This is a genomic window from Nitrospirota bacterium (assembly GCA_035516965.1).
Classification (GTDB): Bacteria; Nitrospirota; UBA9217; order UBA9217; family UBA9217; genus MHEA01.
In genome coordinates this window covers 1-23380 of the sequence record DATIZR010000066.1, presented here as the reverse complement: position 1 = coordinate 23380, position 23380 = coordinate 1, and the positions used below count along the sequence as shown (strand labels likewise).

Here is a 23380-nt window from a genome sequence, read left to right as displayed (position 1 = left end):
ACGAGACACGGTAACACTCGTTGAGATTTCCCTGCCCGGTTCTTCTGCACCTGAACTCTCCGGACCGTCATCTCACGGGAAGGATTGCCCCATCATCGAGCGAGGCAATGCCCGGTCCGAACCACGTGGCTCCGTTGTAGGGCAACTTCTCCTCACGCAGACCTCCTGCTGCCGAACCTTCCGCCAGGTTCGCCTCCACATGCGGCTGCATCGGAAGGATTGCCGCATCATCGAGCGCGACAACGCCCGGTCCGAAACACGTTGCTCCGTTATAGGTCAGCACGCTTTCACGCGGTCCTCCTGCCGCCGAACCTTCTGCATAAAGCGTTGCTTCAACATGCGGCTGAATCGGAAGGATTGCCGCATCATCGAGCGCAACTACGCCCGGTCCAAAGCATGTGACCCCGTTCGACGGCTCTTTGCTCATATCTCCCGCAGCTGCTGCGAGGGTCGTCGCAAGAGCAAAGGTAAGGGCCACTCCCATTAGTATAAGTAATGTCTTTTTCATATAGAACACCTCCTTTTGTTCGCATTACCTACCTATTAACATTATACTACTCCCCGGGAGCAGCGACGGATTTTCCAGTCGTATATTCATATTTATTATATTTTTTCAAGTCTCATGTTTCTCCTGCTGCTAAAGGAGAAGCGGCACACGGTAATGTTCCTGTTGTCACGCTTTTAATAATTCAAACTGATGCAGAAAGCTGACGCTAGTGACCGATCCCGACTTATTGTACCGGTTGGAAAGTTGGATCTATGGCTGGATTGCCTCCGGGGCCGAAAGATGCTATGTGAACGGAGCAAAGGAGGCGCGTGAAGTCAGGCAAAGGTATCAGCATGATCAGACCGTCTAGAGACAAGTCAATTTCAACCTGCCCTCTGGAGTTGTTCATGAGAAAAAAGAGAGAAAATTTGATAGAGAAATCGCAAGGCGTCGGAGAGGATGAGGTCAAACAACAAAGATTCAATGTCAGATATTTCTTGCTTGATTTTTTTGTTAAAAGGCATATAATCCGTCCGTTTTGCGCTGGTCTGTCCGGGCAGTGCCGGCACGAGAGCAATTCATTCCGGCTGCGCGTTTTTCGCCCAATTCATTTCTATCGAGACGAGCGCGCTGCTGTTACTCACTTAACTTAATATGAAAGGAGGTGAAGAATCATGAAGAAGATCTTTGCAATCATCACCGTTGCGATGGTCGCCGCGGTGTTCGCTTTTGCCGGATGCCAGAAGCAGGAGGCTCCGAAACCCGCTGTGCAGTCTTCCACGACGATGACGTCGACGATGACCTCGACGGCGCCCGCCGCTCCCGAGCACAAGTAACATCCCTGTTGTTTGCACAAAGATGGCTCTCCGTCAATTCGGAGGGCCTTTTTTTATGCCCTGTCGGTTTTACCTGGGAGACCGGCAGCCTGCGCCCCTCCCCGATCTCTGTCGCGTGCTTCGAGGTCAAACTGCTGATTGTTTAGTTTTAATGATAGGCTGATTTGTCGCCGATATCGTAGGCGAGTGGCATGAATATTTTTCGCAGCGTGAAGAGGACAAAAAGGACTGCGATCAGGGCCAGGCCATAGGACGCGCCCTGGCCAGTGAGATTGCTGCTCGAGACAAGAAGCAGGTAGATCGGCATGATCATGGCAAGGATGTAGCCCTCGACGAGCTTGAAGCAGAAAGCCTCTTTTGCGGTCACGAATCCCAGGCATCCGGAAAGCGGCAGCAGGAGCAGCGGGCCGTACGGGCCGTGCATCAGCGCACCGGACAAGGACCCTTTCCCGATAAAGAGGAGCACGGCGAGACAGCCGAGGCTGATGAAGAACAGGTTTTTCAGATAGATTTTGAACTTGCCCACATACAGATGAATGAAAAATACGCTCATACCGACGGAGCCATAAAGGCCATACATAAAGATGTCTGCCGACAGGCCGCCTGGTGCCGTGTCGGGATTTGAAGATGCCGTCTTCAGGAGGAACGCCAGCCCGATCATCGCGATGGCGGCTATGACGATACCAACACGGTAGAGCACGACCGTTATTTTATCTTCCCTGGTAAGGGGCTGGAATACCTGCTTCTCACCCATTGATCAATTCTCCTTTGAGTTCCCGGAAATTAACCACAGATGAACAGGGATATTTCAAAAAAAGAAATCAAATCCGCTGCTCACCCATCTGGCAAATGTTCTCTACCCTTCTTCTCGTTTTTTGGGTTTGAACCGTGTTCATCCGTGGTTACTACTGTCCTCTTCAGGATCACGTCTTTTTCGCTTTTTTCCAGAAGGCCAGGTCGCTTAGCATGAGCCCGAGAAGCTGCCGGGGCTTCATTTCCGAGACTTCTTCGCACCTGCAGGTGTCTTCTTTGCCTGCCCCCGCTGGCGGCGTGGCTGTTTTTTTCTCTTTCCCGGCGCTGGCCGGATCAACGGTCTTGTGGAAATGCGTAACCATACCCCGCTCCTCTGCACTCATTTTAACTCACCTGGCAAAAATATGCCAAGGGTTCTCTCCAGAACAAGGGACCTTGCCGGCATCCCTTGACCGGGGTCAGGCGCCCGCTGCGACCGCGGGGACACCCAGGCTGACGCTATCGTCTTGACATGAGCCATCGCCGCCATTATTATGTGTTGGTATAACCACAGGCGACTTCGTCGCACAGGGTGAAACCAGATTCAATCTTTTGGCTCTTATCTAACCTGTGTATATCAATGTGTTCTGCGCAGCAGAACCCGTGGTTTCAGTATCATTGTTTGCAATCTATGGAAACTGCTCGATTACGCCGTATCTACAATAAAATAGGTCAGTTCCTGATCGACCCGGGAGACCTTTATCTCGTCGTGTCCATCGAGACGCAAACACTCCTCGTCTGCGCGAACAGCACCATCGTCGAGCGATACAACGCCTCCACGTCCCGCTTCGGGAACGGCAATCGGGAGAACTCGCTCAAAACGCCTCTCGGTCTCCATCGGATCAGGGAGAAGTTCGGAGCCGACGCTCCCGCTGGCCGCATTTTCAGGGACCGCGAAGATTCGGGCATGGACTGGGACCATCATCAAACCGGAGACAACCTCATCCTGACACGTATTCTCCGGCTCGAAGGCCTTGAGGAGGGGATCAACAGGGGCGCGGGCGTGGATTCCTACGAGCGTTACATCTACATACACGGCACCGGCCGGGAGGACCTGATCGGCACCCCCCTCTCGCACGGGTGCGTGTGCCTGCGTAATCACGACATCATTCGCCTGTTTGATATGGTCAAGGAAGGCACGCTCGTGTACGTCGATCCTCCAGCCATCGTTATCAACGGGCGCCCATGCCGCAGCATCCATTTTACCGGCATTTTCGGCAGCGGCATGAGCGCGCTGGCGCAGTACCTGCGCTTTCAGGGGATCGCGGTCTCCGGCTCCGATCGTTTCCATGGAAGCGAGGATACCGCCTCCATCCGGCGATCACTGGAAGGGCTCGGGTGCGCTATTGTTCCCCAGGACGGCTCGGGCGTGCGTGAGGATATTGATGTCGTCTGCGTCTCAACCGCAATCGAAGATTCGAATCCCGACATCGCCGCGAGCCGCAGCCGCGGCATTCCCATCATCCATCGCTCCGACCTTCTGAGCGCGATCATCGCGACAAAAAAGACGATCGCAGTCGCCGGCACGAGCGGCAAGTCCACGGTGACCGCAATGATATTCGAATTCCTGACGGCCTGCGAAAAATCGCCCTCCCTCATCAGCGGCGCCGGTTTGCGCAGGCTGGAGAAACAGGGGCTTCTCGGCAATGCCTATGGCGGCGGTTCCGATCTCCTGGTAGTGGAGGCGGACGAAAGCGACGGAACGCTCGTCAAATATTGTCCCGAGACCGCGGTCATCCTGAATGTTTCCAAGGACCACAAGAGCACTGATGAGATAGCAAAGCTTTTCGAGACGCTGGCTTTAAACGCACCCTGGACAGCTTCCAATGCCGACGATCCGATCCTCGCCTCCCTTCCCGCAACCGTGCGCTTCGGCCGGAATGGTTCGTCCTCGTGGCGGCCGGACCATATACAGCTCCTACCCACCTCGGTCAAGCTGGTCAAAGGCGGCGTTGAATATGATCTGCCGCTTCCCGGCGAGCATAATCTTGAGAACCTGTGCGCGGCGCTTTGCGTGTGCGAACATCTGGGATGCGAGCCGGAAGCGCTCGCTGAAGCGGTAAGGAATTTTGAGGGCGTGGCCCGGCGTTTTTCCGTGACCAGGACAAAAGAGAACGTCTCTGTGGTCGATGACTTTGCGCACAATCCGGCAAAGATAGCGGCCGTTGTCCGCGCCAGCCGGGGCCTTTCGGAGCGCCTCATTGCCGTATATCAGCCCCACGGGTTCGGTCCGACGCGGTTCTTAAAGGATGAATACATCGCGACCTTCCGGACCGTCTTCCGGCGGCAGGACTCGCTCTACCTCCTGCCGATCTATTATGCGGGAGGCACGGCACAAAAAGATATTTCCTCGGAAGATATCATCAATGGCCTTGGTCCCGTCGCATTCCATGCAAAAGCGCTGAGCAACCGCGATGAATTATTGGCCAGGTTAAAAGCCGATGCGAAACCGGAAGACTGCGTTCTTCTCATGGGAGCACGGGACCCGTCGCTGCCTGCTCTGGTGAGGAAGGTTGTGGAAGTGTTCGGCGGGGAAATGAGAAAGGCATAAAACGGCAACTGACCTCCTGCGCTCCGGCCAACATGAACTCCATGACCGATCGGAAGTATGGGGAATAAACTTTTAGCACATAAAAGATTGTTGATCGCCATGGCGGGATTGCCTGGAACAGGGAAGAGCTCCATTGCCCGGCAGCTCGCAACAAGACTGCACGCACTGGTCCTGAGCAAGGACGAAATCCGCGCAGAGTTGTTTTCAAATGAGCAGATCGATTTTTCCCGCGAGCAGGATGATCTCTGCATGATGGTCGTTTATCTCATAGCAGGATATCTGCTGAGAGCAAACCCGGAACAAACCATTGTTATTGACGGGAGAACATTCTCTCAATCGTACCAGACGGAACAGCTCCTGTCACGGGCCGAATCATTCGAGGTAAAACCTGTCATCATTGAATGCGTCTGTGATGACGCCGTTGCCAGACAAAGGCTCGAGAACGATCGACGTGCGGGCGCGCATCCTGCCGCCAACAGAACGTACAAATTATATTTAGATCTGAGAGATAAAGCGGAACCGATCAATGCCGATCGTCTGCTCGTTGATACCGGCAAGGAGTCTTTAAAAAATTCTGTCGACCGCTGCATAGCGTATTTGAAAAACGAGAGGTGACCCATGCAGGAAAAGCAGAAGCACATCCAGGCTGGCTCGTCCTGAGCGCCGGCGAGCGGCACGGGCGGGTGCCGCCAGGAGGGACTGCAGACGGAAGAGATCCGGAGCGCGGTGCGGAGCAAATATTCCGCGGTCGCTCAATCGGTCTCCGGGAAGTTCTCCTACCCCACGGGTAAGGAAGGCGCACAGCTGCTCGGCTATGATCCCGCGCTGGTCAACGCTGCCTATCCAGGCCTGCTCGAATCCTTTTGCGGCGTGGGCAATCCCTTTTCCCTGTTCCCGATCCAGCCCGGGTCGATCGTCCTCGATGTCGGATGCGGCGCGGGCTTTGACCTGTACATCGCGGCGCGATTGACCGGCCCCCAGGGAAGGGTGCAGGGGGTCGATCTGACCGAAGCCATGGTGGAGCGGGCGCGCGAGAACCTTAAGAAGGCAGGAATCGAGATGGCCGGGGTGCAGCAACTCGAGTCGGAGAGCCTGCCTTTCGACGATAACACCTTCGATATTGTCATCTCGAACGGCGTCATCAATCTCTCGCCGGAGAAGGAGACCCTGTTCCGCGAGATCAACCGGGTGCTGAAGCCGGAGGGCAGGCTCGGCTTCGCCGATGTGGTTCTGGAGCAGGAACTGCCCCAGGGCATGGCAGGCAGCGCTGAAGCGTGGTCGCAATGAATCGGCGGCGCGGTCCCGGTCGGGGACCATCTCCTGACGCTCCGGAGGGCGGGCTTTGCAGACATTCTGTTCACCGGCATGACGGGTTTCCGCACTTCTCCCTTCACGGCAGGCGCCCTTTTCAGAGCGCGAAAGAAAGCGGCCTGACACGGCAAGTCTGCAACCACATCACCGCGTAGCGATGCTGACGTGTCGGCCGATCTTTACAGTCTCGCTCGCTTTATCGTCACCTTGTCGCCTTACGGTCACCTCGTCTGATCCACAGCCTCTCCTCTCCGCCACTGCTCTTGGCGGGTCCTCGCAAGAGCGGCCCCTAGTTTCTTTTCGATACGGTGCCTGCGGCATTTTCTTCATCATTCCACCAACCGCCGCCCAAACTGACAAAAAGGGCTACCGTATCCTGATAGCGCTGGGCTACTGACTGGAGATAACCGATCTTCGCCTGTTGGTATTGGCCGTTCGCGATGAGGACCTGAACATAGGTGGCCGTGCCTGCCTGGTAATTTGCCAAGATCAGCCGCAGCGCTTCCTCCGACGTACTGAGCGCCTGGGACTGGGCATGCACCGACTCGGCGTCATGTTCCAGCGCACGCAAAGTATCGGCGACCTGGGCAAAGGCGCTGAGGACGGTCTGGCGATACAAGGCCAGGGACTGCTGGTAGCCTTCGAGGGCAGCCTTGCGCTTGTACCACAGCGTCCCGCCATGGAACAGCGGCGCAGTGACGTTCGCGCCCAGGCTCCAGACATTGCTGCCGCTTTTCAAGAGGTCCTTCGTAGCACCGCTCTCCGAGCCGTAGGCGCCGTTCAGCGTGAAGCTCGGGAATAACGATGCTGTGGCAACTCCAATGTCGGCGCTTGCGCTATGCAGCTGGGCTTCAGCCGCAAGAATATCGGGACGCTGGCGCACCAGTTCGGAAGGCAGCGTTATCGGCAGTTCGCCGGGAAGCGTGAGGTCTGCCAGATCGACTTGAGGCGAAATCCATTCAGCTGGTGTGCGGCCTACCAGGGAGGCAAGCAGGTGCTCGGTCTGGCTGAGCTTTTGCCGGAGCGGAGGGAGCGTTGCCTCGAGGGCGGCCAGCTGGCTTTGGAGGCTGAGCAGGTTCGCGTAGGGGACTAGCCCGGCTCGTGCCTGCGCGTCGGTGATCTTTATTTGATCCCGTTGGAAGCTGATGATCTCCTCGGTTGCCGTGATCTGTTCCTGGTAGGCTGCCTGGGCGATGACAGTGTTGACAATATTGCCAGACAACGCAAGGTACGTTCCGATGACCGTGTAGTGTTGAACGTCGACCTGGGCCCGCAGGCTTTCCACGGCACGGCGCTCGCCACCGAAGACATCGAGGGCATAGCCGACTGTCGCCGAAAGGGTGAACACATTAAAGATGCTGCTCGGGGCACTGCCACCGACGCCGGCCGGGGAGAACTTCTGGCGTGTCGCGTCAAAACCGGCATCGATCTGCGGGTAGAAAATGCCATAGCCGGCGCGGAGAATATCCTGGCTTTGGCGCAGACTGGCCTGCGCCGCCTGCAGGTTCTGATTGTTCGCGATGGCCTCTTTGACGACGGTGTCGAGCTGGGGAGAGTTGAAAAGACGCCACCAGTCGGCAACGATCCTGGCACCCTGTTCAAAGTGCTGCGCCTTGCCGTCTGCAGGTATCGTCGCGGCTGGCCCTGCTTCAGGGGTGTAGCGCTCGATCGACGGCGGTTTGGGACGCTCAAAATTCGGCCCCACAGCACAACCGAGCATACAGAACAGAGACACTACGCACAGCCCCCTGAGCGACCGCATACCCGCCCTGTCAGCGCCTATCGTCTTCCGTATTTTCGAGCAACTTGTCAGTTTTTGTCGAAACAAGGACATTGACCTTTCCGGGAAATGTTTCTCGCGGTCATTGCAGAGTGCCGGTACCTTTCGCCTCTTTCTCTTTATCTCCAATATAAACGTCCACCAACTGACCTGGATAAACATCAATGTCTTTTTGCCTCTTGAACCTGAATATCACCGGCAATACCCTGACATCCACCCGTTCGGTCCTTTGGCTTGAAAGTTCGATCTTGGGCGATACATAGGGCTGTACCCGCACGAATTCCAAGGGAATGCTGATGTCCGTGCCCCGTATGAACATTGTTGCTTTCATCAGCGATGCCTTCGGCAATCTGTGCACGAGTATCTCGTCGATATAACATCTGACCCCGATAAAGGCTTGCGAACTGCCCATGACCAGGATGGGTGCAAATCCCTGCGTATAAGTATCGTACGAGCCCTGCGCAGATACGTAACTGCCGGCCGCAGCATTGATCGACAGGATCGCGCCATCCATGGGCGCTTTTATAGTGTACTTGGACAACAGCGTTTGGGCGAGTTCGTACTGTTTCCGCACTACTTCGATATTTGCTTTTGCCATGTTGACCACGTTTTCCGCATTATCCAGATCGTTTTTGCTCACGGATCTCGGCTCCAGCGCATATGATTGCCTTAGTTTATCCAGCTGGTCCTGGGAGCTTTTGAGACTTGCGTTCGCGAACTCTATCTGCGCCTTCTGCTGCTCGACCGTTGCCCTCTGCACAGAATCGTCGATCAGGATCAGGGGAGTATCTTTTTTTATGCTTTGTCCCTCGGAAACGAGGATTTGTTTGATCGTTCCGGGAACCTCAGGATATATATTAATGTTCGCACCGTTATGCTGATAACTTTCAACGATGCCATTGGCATAAATGCCTTTAGCGTAGGGATTGGAAGCCGGATTGAACGCCGGAGGCTGGGGCTTTTTTTCTATGCCGGATATGTAGGAGGCCACGATGCCGATCAGCAGACCGATGACCGCAGCGATGAATATCACCTTATTCCTCACGGGGACCTCCTTTTTCGATGCCAATGATCCTGCCATCCTCCATTTTCATGATCCTGTCTGCGTATTCAAATATTCTGCTGTCGTGGGTAACGATGATGATGCACCGGTTCTCGTTCAGGACATTTTTCTTGACGAAATCCACGATTCTTCTCCCCGTGTCGCCGTCCAGCGATGCGGTCGGCTCGTCGAATACCAGGATATCGGGGCTGCTTGCGATCGCTCGTGCAATCGCCACCCGTTGCTGCTCACCGCCGCTCAATTTGACCGGCTGGAGAAATGCACGATCTTTGATCCCTACTATTTCAAGATACTCCATGGCCCTGTTTATGGATTCATTCCAGTCATGCCGTTTCAGAATAAGAGGGATTGCCACGTTTTCGACCGTTGTCAGCCGCGGAAAGAGGTGGTAATCCTGAAACACGAATCCAACCTTGTTCAACCTGAAATCGGCGATCTGGTCGCTCGTCATGTTCCAGATATCCTTGTCCTCGACCACCACCGAGCCCGAATTCGGCCTGAGAATTCCCGAGATCAAACTGAGCAAGGTTGTTTTACCGCTCCCTGAGGGGCCCTCAATGTAAAACATCTCCCCAAAGCCGGCTTCAAAACTGACGCCCCGCACGGCATACGTTTTTGTTTCCCCTTCGCCGAACCATTTGATCAGTTCGTCAGCTTTTACCGCCAGCCTGGCCATATTATCCTCTGAAAATGTCGAACGGCTCTATCCTGAGCACTTTTCTTACGCCGATATAACATGACAGAGCGGCAATGATCACGACCATGACAAAGGCAAAACCGAGATTTCCATAGGTTACTCTGGCTGCGTAGCTCGGCAGCCTGAGTTTTGCGATTGTGATCAGAAGGGAGGCGAGGCCAATGCCCAGGCCGTAGCCGGTAAGAGACGTAAATGTCGCCTGGAAAAGGATCATAAAGACGAGTTCCTTCCCCTTCGCTCCGATCGCTTTTAAAGCGCCGAATTTTTCCAGGTTCTCCAGGATGAAGGTGTAAAAGGTCTGGCCTGAAATGGATAAACCCACGATAAAACTTATCACCGTCATGATGAGCACGTTGGTGCCCACACCCGTCTGGTATTTGTAAAAATCGGAAGTCTTCTGGATAAACTCGTCTTTCGTCAGCGCCAGGTATCCAAGCTGCGTTACCTGCTCCTTGATGTACGGCACAGCGTCGCTGCTCTTCGGCTCGACCAGGATAAATGCGGCGGTAAATCTCATGGAGGGTATATAGCTGATGGCCCTGTTATAGGTCGTGTAGAGGGTCGGCACTCCAAACAAGCCGCTGGTAGTGACTTTTGCAATGCCGACAATGACTCCCCGGTGATCGTTTATCTCGAATTCGGTCCCGACCTTGGGATTTTCGAGCTTGCGAAATTCCGCATCCTTGACCACAACAAAAGCATTTTCTGCATAGATATCATCGATATCTCCCTCGATGAGCTCAGGCCTGCCGTACAGGCTGGAGTCGTCCAGCCCGAGGACCGTCACCGATTGATAGACGCCGCTGCGCAGCTTCACGAGCGCCCCGCCGTAATAGAGCGGTACCGCGTACTTGACGCCATTCATGCTCCTTACCGCGTCCAATATATAATCCGGCATCGGGATGCTGTTCGCCGGGGTATTGACCGCCGGGTCCATCACCCAAAGCTTGGCGCCTACGTTGAGGACCGTGGCGGATGACCGGTGCAGGATGCCGGCGAACATCGAGGTCATCATGACCATCAAAAAAACCGCGAAAGTTATGCCGACGAGCAGGGCGGCGAACTTGCCCTTGTCATTCACCAGCAGCTTATACGCGATTTTGAGGATCCCTTTCACCGCCGTTCTCCCTATTTACACAGCCAGGCGATGTGCGCGGCTGCAGACGGATTGTTGCCCCTCCGGATGATGACAGCAGTGTTTTGTTTTGTGGAAGCTTCCATCTGAGAATGGGCCAGGATACAACAGCTCCTTGAAAAGCCTGAAGCTCGCGAGGTATCGGTTTCTGCCGCGATCTCTCCCTGATTTCAATGAGGGGAGACCCCTATAGCAAGATTATAGCACTGCTTCCGATGCACCGATCAAAACCGGCTGCATGGCTCTTCATTTTCACATTCTTTTCACGAAATCCTTTTGCCTATCTTGATAAACCATCATTCACGTGATAAGTTATACTATAGCTATCGATGTAAAGCATGGGATCGTTATCGACCAACTCGAATGCAGCTGCATACCCTTACGACGTGGCGCAAAGCGACATCCCGCGGAGATAAAAAAATATGCCGCAACGCTCGATTTTAGTTGCTGACGACATTGAAAATCAGACCGACTCCGGCAAAAGACGTTCCCAGGCAATAGGGAGCGCTGCTTCATTTTTGGCTCAACGGCTCAAAACCGGCATCGATTTGCTGTATTCAGAAGACCTGAAAGCTTATCCATCGGGCAAACCCGGTTCATTCCGATTCCCGGCATGGCACTCTGCTCATCAGCAAAGACTCGAGGCGCTTGGCAGGCAATTTGCCGTACCGGTTTCCTGTTCCCTAAAAAGCGGTTCTCCAGCGGAACAGATCCTGAAAGTATTACGTTCCAGGTCAGCCCCGGAGCTTGTCGTCGTGGGAACGCAGGGCCGGAGAGGAGTGAAACGTTTGCTTCTCGGAAGTGTTGCGGAAGAAGTGATCCGCCACTCCAGACGTCCGGTAATGGTGATCGGACCAACAGCACAGGAAATGGGCCGGGATATCTCGGGTCAGAAGCAGCAAAAGATACTCGTGCCGACCGATCTCGGGAAAAACAGCAGGGCAGCCGAGCGATATGCGCTCTCTCTTGCAAAACGCATGGGAGCGAGTGTGACCCTCTTTCATTGCCTGTGGGACAGTATCTATGCAATCATGGTCAACACCGCATACTCCGGGATGGCCGCATTCAATATCGGTGAGATCATCGCCGAGTCACGGGATGATGCCGTTGATGCCATGAAACGGAAAGCCGGCTTCTTTCAGAAACACGGCGTGCCCTGTGGCTACAAAGTGGAAGATAAGGCGCTGACATCCCTGTGCGCGGTGTCTCAGGAATGTGAAAGCGGCTATTCGCTCGTGGTCATGGGAACTCACGGCAGAAACGCAATGCTCAATGCCTTTTTCGGCAGCACCGCGCGGGAAACGATCCTGAAGGCAGCGGTCCCCGTGATCGTTGTGCATTCGGGCAGATAAGTTTTTTGGAACTGCACAGGATTCATAGAACTGTCATAGCCGGCAGAAAAAAATAACCCCTGCAGGTTGGGTCGGTCTGAGCGCCGAGCGAGCTACCCCGGCAAAGTAGCCGGGTCTCGATGCTCTTCGTCTAAATCCCTTCCATCACTTCTCAATATTAACAATAAGTTACTTCTGCTATTCAACCTTTTGTATTACCTACTGTCTCATTCATCAAGCGGATGGAGAAGGTGGTGATACTAATACTAATAAGGAAGAACAACGCGCAAAATAGCTCATGGGAAACACTTATTCATTGGACGGAAAGGAGACGTAAAATGAAAAGGTTCACCAGGATATCTCTGGGCGTGGGTTCAGCGGTATTGCTGACGGCTGGCGCCTTGTATGCCGGCCCGACCGATGATCCGGGAATACAGAAACGCGAGCAAAGGCAGGAACAACGAATAGATCAGGGCGTCAAGAGCGGCCGGCTCACCCCGAGGGAAGCAGGAAAGCTTGATCGGCAGCAGGCAAAGATCACGCAGAATGAAGAACGCATGAAAGCGGACGGAAAACTGACGAACAAGGAGCGGGCAAAGCTCAACCGGGAGCAGAACAGGGCGAGCAAGAACATCTATCGGAAAAAACATAATAACAAGACTGCACATGTATCATAGCAGCCCCTCATCCTTCATACCGGGGAGCTGTGATAGTCATTCATGAGGAACAGGGGGAAGCGCTGATCAGTGCTTCCCCCTGTTTTATTGTGTATCGAATACCCGGGTGCGGCACGCCGCCGCAAAATTCCAAATAATAGTATCTGTAATATTGTTGTAACGTGGCTGTGCAATACTGGGTCTTAAGGAGGTACTCATGCAGACACTCGAAACTTCAACCCTTACGATCAGGAACCGCCACGCAGAACCCAAAGCCGTCTGTCTCTACGCCAGTTCGGTGCTCGAACACTGTTCCGCTGCGACAATGCCAGTCGCCGTCAATCACCGCTGGACCGCCGATTATTGTTACACGGAAGATCATGGTGACTGCCCGCTGTTCATTGCTCTGTCACGCAGGCAGCCGAGATAACCATCACTTCTGAAAGGGGCAGACCTATGCGGGAGGAAACACTCATGAGGGTGCACTACCTTGACGAAGAAAGACCGATATTGCGGGGAACACCTACGGTCGAAACGCAGGCTGCGAATGAACTTTGCCTAGACGAATACGAGTCTGCCCAGCTTGCGCTTGCGGTGCAAAGGCTTGTGCGTCAGCTCGGTTTCCCTTTGCAGGACGTGATCCGGTCCTACGATGACAGCTTCCGCTATTTCATGAGCAAACCGTGAGATCCTGATTGTTAGGTCTTTTATGGTGGCGTTGCGCCGTCCATGAAGCACGACCATAATCGCCGCAATTAACGGATTGTCAGGCCGCAATGCCTGACCCTCGCGGATTGGGGTTCTCAAAGAACCCTGAACATAAAGCAAATTGCTCAGGGTTCTTTTTGGCTTCACGACTGAATCCCGCGACTTGCGATCCCCCGGCTCCGGCCGGGGGAGGCTCCACTGGCTGAGTCACGCGGCCTTCTTCATCTTTCCCTTTACATGCTCTCCGGCACGCCTCAGTTCGTCTTTGAATCCCTCATAGTCAACCTGCATGCCGTTCAAGTATGCGCTCCAGCCGGCACTAGATTTGGCATAGTGTACGGCTTCTTCGATCTCCTTGTCAGTAGCGCCGAACAACTTCGCCATCTCGGTATGGAAGAGCGTGCAGTAACGGCATTTGGAAACAGCCGAAAGCCCCAGGCCGATAAGCTCGCGGTATTTGTTCGGTATGGCGCCGTCTTCCATCTGAATCTTCTTAAAAAGCTCCCACTCATTCTCGAGCGTCGAGTCCGGTATGGTTTTGAGGAAACTCGGGACGAGCCCGAACGCCTCTTCCATCTCTTTATATATCTGTCCTCTGGTCTTCATGGCAGTTTTCAGGGATTAACCCTCTCCTTTCCTCGGATCTCCATTCCACCATTTCAAACTGCGCACGCGATTTGAATGGGCTCGGAATGGAACAGTGTGGAACGTTTCTTTTACACCCCCTATCCTGAACAGCAACCTCTCCTGTATATGTATAGTCTAGCACCGTCTTTTTTTCATTGTTCCCAGCAGGTACGTCTAAAGTATACGAGACGTGAAGACCCGGCAGTATCGTCACGACGCATCGGCCCCGGGAGACTCCCGCAGGGTCGCATGTCGATTGAAACTCATCCACGCTTCAAAGGTTGCCCACGATCTGAAGCGTCCTGACATCGCGCTTTCCACATAGGGGTCGCCCTGATCGGCAGCACTGCTACCTTTTGTCATCCCATCCTCCTGTTATCATCGACCTTCCCCAAGGGGAGGGTGTCGCCGGCCTTCAGTCCTGTCCGCCAGAGCGGCGGTCTCATTGCTCATCGATGACTCCATCGGTCACGACCCGACCTTCCCCACGGGAGCAAGATAGAGGGCGAACTCGTCCTCTCCGTCAACCCCCAGCAGCTCATCCATCGCCGCCTGATGATACGCAGCAACAGCGCAGGTTCCCGCCCCGACCGCAGCGCACGCAAGATACAGATTTTGGCATACATGACCGATGTCGATCGCGATCACCTTATGCGCGGCCAGACCGTAGCGCCATTCCATGCGATAGGGAACCGCGGTCCATACGAATGTGGCGGCAGATTTCCCGACGAAGGGCTGTCCCAGCGCGGCCTGCGCAATGCGCGGTCCGATGTCAGGAACCCTCGACACCAGGACAAGCTGATGCTGCAAGGGCAGGTACCGGTAGATCGCCGGTTCAAGGCCCGCGATGTTCATCGCGCACACATAGGTCTCGAAACTGTGGCGACAGCCGGCTGACGGCACGGTGCGAAACGCGGTCGACGGCGACGCCACCTCCCTGACCCCCTGGGTCGCCCAAAGCAAATAGGAAAGTTCATCGACCGTGAGCGGTTCGGCAGTGAATCTCCGGATGCTTTGCCGCTCCGCTATGGCCGTGGTCATGTCCACGTTCCCGATGCCCTTCCAATCATGCGCGGGGATCAGATCAAAGCGCTTCGCTCCGGCAGGAACGGGCTTTTGGATCGGCGGGGCGGGTTTCCCCCTGCTCTGATCCGTGTCGCTGAAATCGATGGTCAGCCTCACGGTATCTTTCAGAAAATAGCGGTACTGTTCCCGAGTCAGATTCATGGCTGCTCCGATCTGAGCTTCATCCGCTCCGGTATCATCACGCACAGGCTGAGACGTGACGTGTTGTCGGTTGGTGATCGATGACAGGTCTATGATAGCGCTTCCAAACCGCAGGACCTCACCGGAACGACTCTCCGGCCACTCTCACCGGCCGTCCCCGATTGGCGCGGATCCTTTGCGCATCGTGTTCTCGCTTATCGACCGGGGGTTCATGAACTGCAGGAGGTAATCGGGGCCCCCTGCCTTGGACCCCACGCCGGACATGCCGAACCCGCCGAAGGGCTGCCGACACACCAACGCACCGGTGATCCTGCGGTTAATGTAGAGGTTCCCGACCTGGAATTCCCGTTTCGCCTGCGCGATGTTCGCGGGGCTCCGGGAATAGACGCCGCCGGTCAATGCATACTCGCTTTGGTTCGCAAACCGGATCGCCTCGTCGAAGTCCCTTGCCCGGATGAGTGAAAGCACGGGCCCGAAGATCTCGTCCTGCGCGACCTTCGCGTCGGGGCCGGTCTCAAAGAGCGCGGGGCCGACGAAGGAGCCCTGCTCCTGCTCTGCCTCCCGGATGAGGACCGGTCTGCCTTCCTGCGTGCCGAGCCCGATGTAATGCCGGACCTTGCCTGCGGCCTTCCCGTCGACCAGCGGTCCCAGGAAGGTGCGGAACTCCTCGGCCGGGCCGATCTCGATGCTCTTCGCGGCCCCGGAGATCCTCTGCGAGAACGCATCGAACACGTGATCCAGCACGATCGCCCGGGAGCAGGCCGAGCATTTCTGGCCCTGGTACCCGAAAGCCGATTCCAGAACGCCGCGCACCGCCTCGTCCAGGTCCGCTGTCTCGTCCACGATCACCGCGTTCTTTCCGCCCATCTCCGCAACGACGCGCTTCACGTTCCGCTGGCCCGGACGGGTCACAGCCGCCTTCTCCACGATCCTGAGCCCCACCTCCTTCGAGCCGGTGAAGGCGATCAGGTCGATCCCGGGATGCGAGACGAGGTACTCGCCCACTTCGTTGCCCGGTCCCGGAAGATACTGCAGCACGCCGTCAGGGAGTCCTGCTTCGCGGAAGATCTCGACAAGCTGCCAGGCGATCACCGGGGAGAGGCCCGAGGGCTTGAGGATGGCGCAGTTCCCGGCCACCAGGGCGGCAGAGGTCATGCCCGCGGGGATGGCGAGCGGGAAGTTCCAGGGCGGGATGATCACGGCAAGGCCTTTCGGTTCGTAGAGGTATTCATTGATCTCGCCCGGATAGCTGCCGAGCCGCTGAGGCGTCCCGAGCTCCCGCATCCGGCTCGCGTGGTATGCAAGGTGGTCGATCGCTTCGGCGACATCGCCGTCCGCTTCGGCAACGGTCTTGCCGACCTCATAGGCTTCCAGTGCCGTGAGGTCGAAGCGCCGCTTCCGCATCTCCTCTGCAGCCAGCACAAGAAGCTCTGCCCGCTTCTCCGGTGAGGTGTTTCTCCATTTGGAGAAGGCCTTCCGTGCCGCTTCGACCGCCCTGTCAGCGTCGTCCGTTGTCGCCTGGGAGATCCTGCCGATGACCTCGTCAGGCTTCGCCGGGTTCGCGGAAGGCGCTTCGGTCCGGGTCAAGATCTCCTCCCCGTTGATGATCAGCGGATAGCTCCTGCCGAATGTCCCCCGGACCCGCGAAAGCGCTTGTCGGACCTCCTCCCGGTTCGCGGCCTTCGAGAAGTCCGTGAGCGGCTCGTTCCGGAATTGATCAATGCGTTCTGCCGCAGGTTCCTCCTTCGGGACCGGCTTCTGCGTGAGCTCCTCCAGCGAAAGCCCCTCGCTGAAGGTCTTGCGGAAGAAGGACTCGTTCGACGTGTTCTCGAGCACGCGCCGCACCAGATAGGCCATGCCGGGCAGAAGCTCGCCGATGGGGCAGTAGACCCGGACGGGTGAGGCGAAACCCGCGTGCTTCATCGCGAGCCGGAGCGGACCGCCCATGCCGAAGAGAGACTGGAACTCGAGGTCCTCCGGCCCGAGGCCGAGCGTCTCCGCCAGCGCAAGCGCATGCGCCACGCTCCGCAGGTTGTGCGAGGCGACCGCCGGCCTGACCGCGTCGAGATTCTCGAAGAGAAGCTTCGTGAGCGCCTCGTAGTTCGCGTCCGTCCCGGCTTTCGAGAGGAAGACCGGGACGGGCCAGCCCTTCTGGCGGCCGTTCACGACCTCGTAGTCCCAGTAGGCGCCCTTCACGAGCCGGACGCCGATCCGCTGCCGCTCTCCCCGCGCCCAGGCGATGAGACCGATGAGGTCGTCCCGCGCGTCCCGAAGATAGGCCTGAAGCGCGATGGTGAGCCGCACGCCCCCGCCCCATTCGGACTGGACGCGCTTGAAGGCCGCAATGACCAGGTCCTTGTGATAATACTGCTCCATGTCGAAGGTGAGCGAGACCTTGGCAGGAGCGGCCTTCTCGATGACGGGCCGGAGCGCAGGGACGATCTTTTCGATGGACCCTTCGAAGTTGAGCGGGTCCGTCTGGGAGTAGAACGATGAAAGCTTGAGGGAGATATCGAGGGAGCCCGATTGCCCGGCCGTATGCCGCCCGAAGAAGTCGATGAGACCCAGGTAGCGCGACCCGTATTGCGCCGCTTCCGCCTCGGAGACCACGGCCTCGCCCAGGAGGTCCAGGCTCACGAGCGCCCCGTCCTTCCGGAGCTGATCGATCGCCTGCTTCGCGTCCGCCGGATCGGACCCGGCGATGAACTCCCGGGCGAGGGTGCGGACAGCGGACCGGATGAGCGGCGCCGCGATGACCGCGGGAACCGTGCGGGAGAAGACCTCGGCGCTCCTGAGGAGGACCGACGCCGGGGCCCCGGCCTCCCGGAGATACTCGCTGAAGATGCGCAGGACGAGCGCGTCGGTGCGGAGGGACGGCAGCACGTCGATGAACCGCAGGAGCTGCGTGCGGAACCGCTCGTCACGCATGGACCATTCGATGACGCTCTTCCGCCAGCCGCCGGAGGCGAAGAAGGACGGCTGCTCCTCTTTCAGGAAGGCGTAGATCGCTCCCGCGATCTCCCGGGTCCGCGCTTCGACGCCCGCCGGAGACGGCGTATCGAGTCGCTGTGCTTCCTGCCGCGCCATGTTGCCCTCCTGAACTTAGTATACATCCGGTGCAGGAATCTGTGCGCGGCATCGCACCTGCTGCGGAAGCAACATGCCGGAGAGATCGTTCTCCGGCAATGGCGGGTACGCAGACGGTGATAGTTCAAGGGCTGCGACACTGAGGCTGATTCCCCTGCACGGGGCAACAACGCCGGTCTGCCTGGGTGCCCATGGCAGGAAAAGGGGCAATGCCGACAGTAAAGACCCGCCCCTGGGATCCTCATGCCGGAAAATGGTGAGACTACTGCATCCAAATGTCCCCGTCAGACACGCATCCGCCATTTCTCTTACGACCCGTTGCCCACGATCTGAAGTGTCCTTGCATCCCGCTTTCCCTGATAATACTTGTCAAGGACGCGCTCGAACACCGAACCCGGTCCGGCCACCAGAGCGAAGAGGGTCATGGATGATTGAAGCTTCCAGTCGTCGGGGTGTCCGAAGATATCCGCAGCCGACAGCCCCTGGACAACAAGGACCGCTTCCGCGCATTCCGCGAGCCGTGTCCCCAGAACGGGATGGCCGAGATAGCGCCGCGCTTCTTCCAGGCTCTTAATGGCATAATGTCTGGTCGTCGGGCTGTGCCCCAGTCCGTCGATCTGCGGGAAGATGAACCACATCCAGTGCGTGCGCTTCGACCCGCTCCGCAGTTCGGCAAGGGCACGGTCATAGACCCCTTCCTGCGCGCTGATGAAGCGGCCCAGATCATAGGGATCACCGCGATCGGATGCGCTGTCTCCCTGTTTCATTTCTGTCCCCCTGCAGTCTTCTCACTGCTCTTCTGTATCCCGAAAGTCCCTTCAGGGATGGTCCGCTGATCTACTTCACTTCCTGCAGCACTTTGAACGTTACACTCTCGACCATGTCCTTCACCTTTTCCCGGTATGCCAGCATATGAGGCGATCCGAGATGGGCATGGAGCGCTTCCAGGCTCTCCCACTTCTCAAGGAGAGTGACGCAATCCTTATCGAAGACCTGCGGCGGCAGTTTTGAGTCAACATCGATCGTAGGGACATATGCGATGCATCCCTTTTCTTTTTGAACTGCGTGACTATTGGCTTTCAGGATCGCGAGATAGTCGGAAAGCTTGCCTGTCCTCACCCGGATCGAAGCTACGACGTTGATCATGGCCGGCTCCTCATCTGCTGATTGGATAAAAGGATGTTAAGCGGGACACAACGGTCCGCATAACCGGCTTGCGATGGAGCGCAGCGGAATTGCCAGTCCGAGTCGATGCGGTTGTCATATGGCCCTCTTTGCAATGTTATCCACCACCTGGCGGACATCACCTGAACATCAGCGACCTTTTGGATTTTTCTGAGCGCAATCACACCCACCAGCTTTCTTCTCGGAGGTAATTTTTTCGAGAATCACCGACCGGCCATTATCAAGGTAATCTTTCTCTATCTGTTTTCTTGTAAATTGAAAACAATGGCATACCAAATCATTTTCTCTGAATTCTCCTGTTTCTTGGTCAGGAGACCCAATCTTAATCATACACTCTCCTCATGTTTTGGCCGGTCGATTGACATGCAACGCCTGAATTAAGCCGCGCCGCGAAGTGGCGTCGGCTTGCATGAATGGTTGGCGCGCACTGTCCTCTTCACATCACCACATCCCCTTCGCCATTTTTTTGCGTCGGGCCAACTCCTTATCGCTCGGCTCGGCACCCGGGAACGAACCGGGCTGGATATCGCCGCCTGGTACATAGGTACTCATCACAACGCCGGTGGTCGAAACCTGAGAACGAACGAGCCGCAGCGCCGATGGCTTGGCAGCCTCGCTGAAGAGGCGCTTGCCCCGCCCAAGCACCACAGGAAAGGTCCACACGTTGTACTCGTCGATCAGTGAGGCGGCCTGGAGCGTTTGAATCAGATTGCCGCTGCCAATCATCTGCAGGTCGAGGCCCGGTTGGGCCTTGAGAGCGATGATTGCCGAGACGACATCGCCGTGGAGCAGGGTCGAGTTGTTCCAGTGGAGCATCGTCAACGTGCGCGAAGCAACATACTTTTTCGCTGCATTGAGCGTCTTCGCGATCGGGTGGTCATTCGGCTGATAAGGCCAGTACGCCTCGAAGATCTGATAGGTCCTGCGCCCGAGCACCAGCTCACGATCCCTGCCGTCGAAACCTGATGCTGAGATGTCCATGCTTTCGTCCCCGTAGCCGAACATCCAACCGCCAAGCGTAAAACCGCCAGTGGGGTCTTCTTCCGGTCCGCCGGGTGCCTGCATGATTCCGTCAAGCGACGCAAACGTAGATACGATGAGTTTTCTCACGGAAACACTCCTGTCGTGAGGCGGGTCTTGGTCATGCGCGCCAACATGTTATTAGCGGTACGGATGCAACTGAGGGTGCAAGACTGATATACGAAATACGGTATCAGCGGATTTAGCAAATAAGATGCCCACCCGTTCATAAATGTGCCGAAATCGTACTGCACCGATCTCGCTCCTATAACAGCTTACAGAGCCCGTCAATCACATGTTTTTGAATGCCGTCTGCAAGACGCCGGGCACTGGCTTTAGCCGCGGCGTCCAGCTTCATGGTCTCCAGTTCTGTAAAAACATCCAGATTCGTCACTAGCCTTTTAAAACCTTCAGGTGTCAACGCGCCTGCTGCAAGCATGACGGTCCAGTGTTCGACATTTACCGCCTGCAATCTCACAAACTCAGACTCATCGTTCTTGGCTGAAATGATAAGTTCTTTAAGTTCTTCCTTGGCCAGCATCGAGGACTCATCGGCCAAACCATCTAGGTAATCCGTGAACTTGCTCATAGAGGCCTTTATTCACCGTGAGACGTAGCCAGCACTTGCGCAGCCGCGGCCATAAACTGAGCCGCAGTGAGTTCTTGGCCTTTGCTGCACACTGAGCTTCTTCCGGTAAAACGAGGATGGATATTGCGGTTCCGGGTGGATGTTTGGTATGAGAATAAACAGGATGCTCGGGCAGGAGCCGCTATCGCAAAAGTACTACAACCCTGTCGAAATGTCCAGAAAAGAGATGGAGATCTGTGTATTGCCGGATGCTCTTTCGTAGCCGTGAGAAAGTCAAGACATGAATGCCCTGCCCCCGAGATGTTCCGCGAAGCGGCTACAAAGCCACCTTCACCACGATCTTCCTCACCAGGCACGGACTTCCCGCTGCGATCCGGGGGGCGTGGCCATCCTCGGGCCAGAGCACGGCGAACTGACCGGCCTTGAGATGCACGGGCGACCACGTCCCCGGCTGCATCAGCCCATAACAGGTGTCCTGGCCCGCATCGTAGTCGAAGGAGGCCGTCATCTCGGCCGCGGGCGCCCATCCCATGATCTCTTCGCCGGAGAGGACGTACTGCACGTCGAGGAACTTCCGGTGGTATTCGAACTTCGGCGCGTCGACGCGGGCGGTCCGATACCGCTGGAGAATGGCAAAGACGCGCGTACCGTCGATGGTCATCTTTCCATCAGGAAGGTCCGGGAGGTCCTTCCGGCGCAGGAAAGCGATCGCCTGCCGGAGTTCAGGCGTCAGCGTCATCTGGTGCTCTATCGTATCGAGGTCGGCGACGATCATACATTCCCTCCGAGGCAAGCATAGCATAACAAAGAAGCGCGATCAAACAGGGGAGAGCGAGCCCGACGGGCATGGACCGGGGGCAACGAGACTTCATGCTGAAGACCTCGGTCTTCACGTAATATGAGTTTGACATTTTTTTCTAAACATGATATAAAAAAAATTGTCAAACAAAGGGGGGTCACAATGATAAAAAAAATAGCGCTTTTACTTACCCTTGCGATCTTTGTTAGTGCCTGTCATCATCGGGTTAAAACCCGCTTCGAAGAGCCTCAATCGTATGGTAAAAATCAATTTGTCATTTATTATGAAAGCAAGAAGTTATCTTCTAAAGTAAAGTCACAGGTTGTTAAAAAAGCGAACTCCTACTGCCAGAAAAACAACCTCAAGATGGTACCGCAATCTGACTCAGAGGTCGAGCGCTATCACTATCAATTCATTTTTTCCTGCCAAAAGACAACTTCGAAATCTTCTAAGACCGGCGGTCCCCCGCAAACTGATAAAGCAGATGATTCAGGAGAGCCAGACGAAGACGAGTAATTCGACGCCGACCGCAGCCGAGGCCCCGACCGGATCAGGTCTTTCTCCGTGCGTCGCGTTCGCGTGACCACGATCAATGCCACCCTTGCCCAGTACCACGCACGATGCGAACTCCCCGATGGCCTCGCTGCGTTTGGCGTAGGGGTTCACGAGATTGCCCCGCCTCATTGCTTCAACATCCAGTCGATATGATCGAGGAAAACGGGGTCGAATCTTCATTCGTTGCATGCCTGTCAATATCGAAGTTTTGACCCGTTGATCCCGTATGATTCTTCGTACGAGGTTCCCATAAATGTTCTTGAGGTCCTGAGAATCAAACGCTATTCTTTGACCTGAGTTCGCCTGAGTTTCACGGCTTCAAGTATCTTTCGCTTCAGCGAATCGTCAGCATCGCGCCAGGAGACGATCTCATCAATACTGCGACAGCACGCCGGGCAGATCTTGTTCCGGTCGAGCGAACACTTCTTGATGCAGGGTGATTTTACCCCGTCTTTGCCTTCTTCTCTTGACATCATATCCCGTTTCTCGTCTTGAAGCGCGAACCGATGGTTTCCGCTGCAACCTCGTGCCCGCGCTCGGTCCAATGACGGTTATACTCCTTCGCGTATCCTATGCGGAGATGGCGCGGCATGGGACACGTACATCAGTGCAGCGGACTAAATGCAACAAAAGAGACCTGACCAAAAGGTTCTAAAAGGTTCCCTTAGCCTGTTCTCTCGATACTTGCAGGCAAATCCATTCCTGCGCCACGCTGCAAGGTTTCGTTATGCACCGTTACCATCTGACGCGTGGACGCCGGAACGGGCGGTCACCTTCTTAACTACTTTGCCGGCGCGCTCAGCGGTTTGCCCTTCTCGGCCACGAAGAACGCCGTCAATTTTGTGGTAACTGTGCCGGTATTTTTTCCATTGTGTACTTTGCCGGGACCAACAGAGAAGACGTCGCCGGCCTTGTACAGTACGTTATCCCTGCCCTCACATTCG

The 23380-nt window shown here is 56.0% G+C and carries 27 protein-coding genes; 8 read left to right on the top strand and 19 right to left on the bottom strand.

Translation table 11 applies throughout. From position 1 onward, the window contains the following. Positions 1-67 precede the first annotated feature (67 nt). Positions 68-508, bottom strand: coding sequence for a hypothetical protein (locus tag VL197_11015; protein ID HUJ18508.1), 441 nt, complete (start codon positions 506-508; stop codon positions 68-70). Between the two features lie 653 nt (positions 509-1161). Here VL197_11015 and VL197_11010 point away from each other — a divergent pair. Then, positions 1162-1323 carry a hypothetical protein gene (locus VL197_11010; GenBank protein ID HUJ18507.1) on the top strand — a complete coding sequence of 54 codons (162 nt, stop codon included), beginning with the start codon at positions 1162-1164 and terminating at the stop codon, positions 1321-1323. Positions 1324-1471: 148 nt separating this feature from the next. On the opposite strand, the gene VL197_11005 is transcribed toward VL197_11010, so the two are convergent. Next, positions 1472-2077, bottom strand: coding sequence for a DUF2301 domain-containing membrane protein (locus tag VL197_11005; GenBank protein HUJ18506.1), 606 nt, complete (start codon positions 2075-2077; stop codon positions 1472-1474). Between the two features lie 169 nt (positions 2078-2246). Continuing rightward, positions 2247-2438, bottom strand: coding sequence for a hypothetical protein (locus VL197_11000; protein HUJ18505.1), 192 nt, complete (start codon positions 2436-2438; stop codon positions 2247-2249). Between the two features lie 308 nt (positions 2439-2746). Here VL197_11000 and VL197_10995 point away from each other — a divergent pair, with 308 nt between their 5' ends. The 3 genes from VL197_10995 (at position 2747) to VL197_10985 (ending at position 5953) form a co-directional block, all read left to right on the top strand. Beyond that, entirely contained in the window at positions 2747-4666 is a 1920-nt protein-coding gene (locus VL197_10995) for a L,D-transpeptidase family protein (GenBank protein ID HUJ18504.1), read from the top strand. 57 nt (positions 4667-4723) lie between these two features. Beyond that, positions 4724-5281, top strand: coding sequence for an ATP-binding protein (locus tag VL197_10990; GenBank protein HUJ18503.1), 558 nt, complete (start codon positions 4724-4726; stop codon positions 5279-5281). A 111-nt stretch (positions 5282-5392) separates the two neighbouring features. Then, positions 5393-5953, top strand: a complete 561-nt coding sequence (locus VL197_10985; protein ID HUJ18502.1) for a methyltransferase domain-containing protein — start codon at positions 5393-5395, stop codon at positions 5951-5953. 313 nt (positions 5954-6266) lie between these two features. Here VL197_10985 and VL197_10980 read toward each other — a convergent pair whose 3' ends face one another. The 4 genes from VL197_10980 to VL197_10965 form a co-directional block, all read right to left on the bottom strand. After that, positions 6267-7712, bottom strand: a complete 1446-nt coding sequence (locus VL197_10980; GenBank protein HUJ18501.1) for an efflux transporter outer membrane subunit — start codon at positions 7710-7712, stop codon at positions 6267-6269. Positions 7713-7839: 127 nt separating this feature from the next. Then, the gene (locus tag VL197_10975) at positions 7840-8802 is read right to left on the bottom strand and encodes a biotin/lipoyl-binding protein (GenBank protein ID HUJ18500.1); all 963 of its coding nucleotides are present in this window, start codon (positions 8800-8802) and stop codon (positions 7840-7842) included. Next, positions 8792-9496 carry an ABC transporter ATP-binding protein gene (locus VL197_10970; GenBank protein ID HUJ18499.1) on the bottom strand — a complete coding sequence of 235 codons (705 nt, stop codon included), beginning with the start codon at positions 9494-9496 and terminating at the stop codon, positions 8792-8794. Before VL197_10970 ends, VL197_10975 begins: the two co-directional genes overlap by 11 nt. 1 nt (position 9497) lies before the next feature. After that, positions 9498-10634, bottom strand: coding sequence for an ABC transporter permease (locus tag VL197_10965; GenBank protein HUJ18498.1), 1137 nt, complete (start codon positions 10632-10634; stop codon positions 9498-9500). Between the two features lie 440 nt (positions 10635-11074). Here VL197_10965 and VL197_10960 point away from each other — a divergent pair, with 440 nt between their 5' ends. The 3 genes from VL197_10960 (at position 11075) to VL197_10950 (ending at position 13069) form a co-directional block, all read left to right on the top strand. Further along, positions 11075-12004, top strand: coding sequence for a universal stress protein (locus VL197_10960; protein ID HUJ18497.1), 930 nt, complete (start codon positions 11075-11077; stop codon positions 12002-12004). A gap of 317 nt (positions 12005-12321) precedes the next feature. Next, positions 12322-12660 carry a hypothetical protein gene (locus tag VL197_10955; GenBank protein ID HUJ18496.1) on the top strand — a complete coding sequence of 113 codons (339 nt, stop codon included), beginning with the start codon at positions 12322-12324 and terminating at the stop codon, positions 12658-12660. A gap of 196 nt (positions 12661-12856) precedes the next feature. Continuing rightward, the gene (locus VL197_10950; GenBank protein HUJ18495.1) at positions 12857-13069 is read left to right on the top strand and encodes a hypothetical protein; all 213 of its coding nucleotides are present in this window, start codon (positions 12857-12859) and stop codon (positions 13067-13069) included. Positions 13070-13197: 128 nt separating this feature from the next. Here VL197_10950 and VL197_10945 read toward each other — a convergent pair whose 3' ends face one another. From VL197_10945 to VL197_10900, 10 genes are all read right to left on the bottom strand, one after another. Further along, positions 13198-13494: a hypothetical protein gene (locus tag VL197_10945; protein ID HUJ18494.1), complete on the bottom strand. Its 297-nt coding sequence runs from the start codon at positions 13492-13494 to the stop codon at positions 13198-13200. Between the two features lie 60 nt (positions 13495-13554). Beyond that, positions 13555-13953 carry a carboxymuconolactone decarboxylase family protein gene (locus VL197_10940; protein HUJ18493.1) on the bottom strand — a complete coding sequence of 133 codons (399 nt, stop codon included), beginning with the start codon at positions 13951-13953 and terminating at the stop codon, positions 13555-13557. Positions 13954-14442: 489 nt separating this feature from the next. Beyond that, entirely contained in the window at positions 14443-15201 is a 759-nt protein-coding gene (locus VL197_10935) for a SagB/ThcOx family dehydrogenase (GenBank protein ID HUJ18492.1), read from the bottom strand. 144 nt (positions 15202-15345) lie between these two features. Next, complete coding sequence (gene pruA / locus VL197_10930; protein ID HUJ18491.1) at positions 15346-18288, bottom strand: L-glutamate gamma-semialdehyde dehydrogenase; 2943 nt, start codon at positions 18286-18288, stop codon at positions 15346-15348. Positions 18289-18596: 308 nt separating this feature from the next. Beyond that, positions 18597-19055, bottom strand: a complete 459-nt coding sequence (locus VL197_10925) for a DUF1810 domain-containing protein (protein HUJ18490.1) — start codon at positions 19053-19055, stop codon at positions 18597-18599. 70 nt (positions 19056-19125) lie between these two features. Then, positions 19126-19434 carry a putative quinol monooxygenase gene (locus VL197_10920; protein ID HUJ18489.1) on the bottom strand — a complete coding sequence of 103 codons (309 nt, stop codon included), beginning with the start codon at positions 19432-19434 and terminating at the stop codon, positions 19126-19128. Positions 19435-19602: 168 nt separating this feature from the next. Next, positions 19603-19803 (bottom strand): hypothetical protein, encoded by a 201-nt coding sequence (locus VL197_10915; protein HUJ18488.1) that lies wholly within the window; start codon positions 19801-19803, stop codon positions 19603-19605. Positions 19804-19914: 111 nt separating this feature from the next. Then, entirely contained in the window at positions 19915-20583 is a 669-nt protein-coding gene (locus VL197_10910) for a dihydrofolate reductase family protein (GenBank protein ID HUJ18487.1), read from the bottom strand. A 175-nt stretch (positions 20584-20758) separates the two neighbouring features. After that, entirely contained in the window at positions 20759-21082 is a 324-nt protein-coding gene (locus VL197_10905; GenBank protein ID HUJ18486.1) for a hypothetical protein, read from the bottom strand. Positions 21083-21398: 316 nt separating this feature from the next. Next, positions 21399-21857, bottom strand: coding sequence for a YhcH/YjgK/YiaL family protein (locus tag VL197_10900; protein ID HUJ18485.1), 459 nt, complete (start codon positions 21855-21857; stop codon positions 21399-21401). 186 nt (positions 21858-22043) lie between these two features. On the opposite strand from VL197_10900, the gene VL197_10895 reads away from it, so the two are divergent. After that, on the top strand, positions 22044-22397 hold the full coding sequence (locus VL197_10895) for a hypothetical protein (protein ID HUJ18484.1): 354 nt from the start codon (positions 22044-22046) through the stop codon (positions 22395-22397). Here the strand turns inward: VL197_10895 and VL197_10890 are convergent. Both VL197_10890 and VL197_10885 read right to left on the bottom strand, forming a co-directional pair. Beyond that, positions 22371-22565, bottom strand: a complete 195-nt coding sequence (locus tag VL197_10890) for a hypothetical protein (GenBank protein ID HUJ18483.1) — start codon at positions 22563-22565, stop codon at positions 22371-22373. The two genes, VL197_10895 and VL197_10890, sit on opposite strands and share 27 nt — an antisense overlap. A 152-nt stretch (positions 22566-22717) precedes the next feature. Beyond that, complete coding sequence (locus VL197_10885; GenBank protein HUJ18482.1) at positions 22718-22909, bottom strand: DUF1289 domain-containing protein; 192 nt, start codon at positions 22907-22909, stop codon at positions 22718-22720. Between the last annotated feature and the right edge of the window lie 471 nt (positions 22910-23380).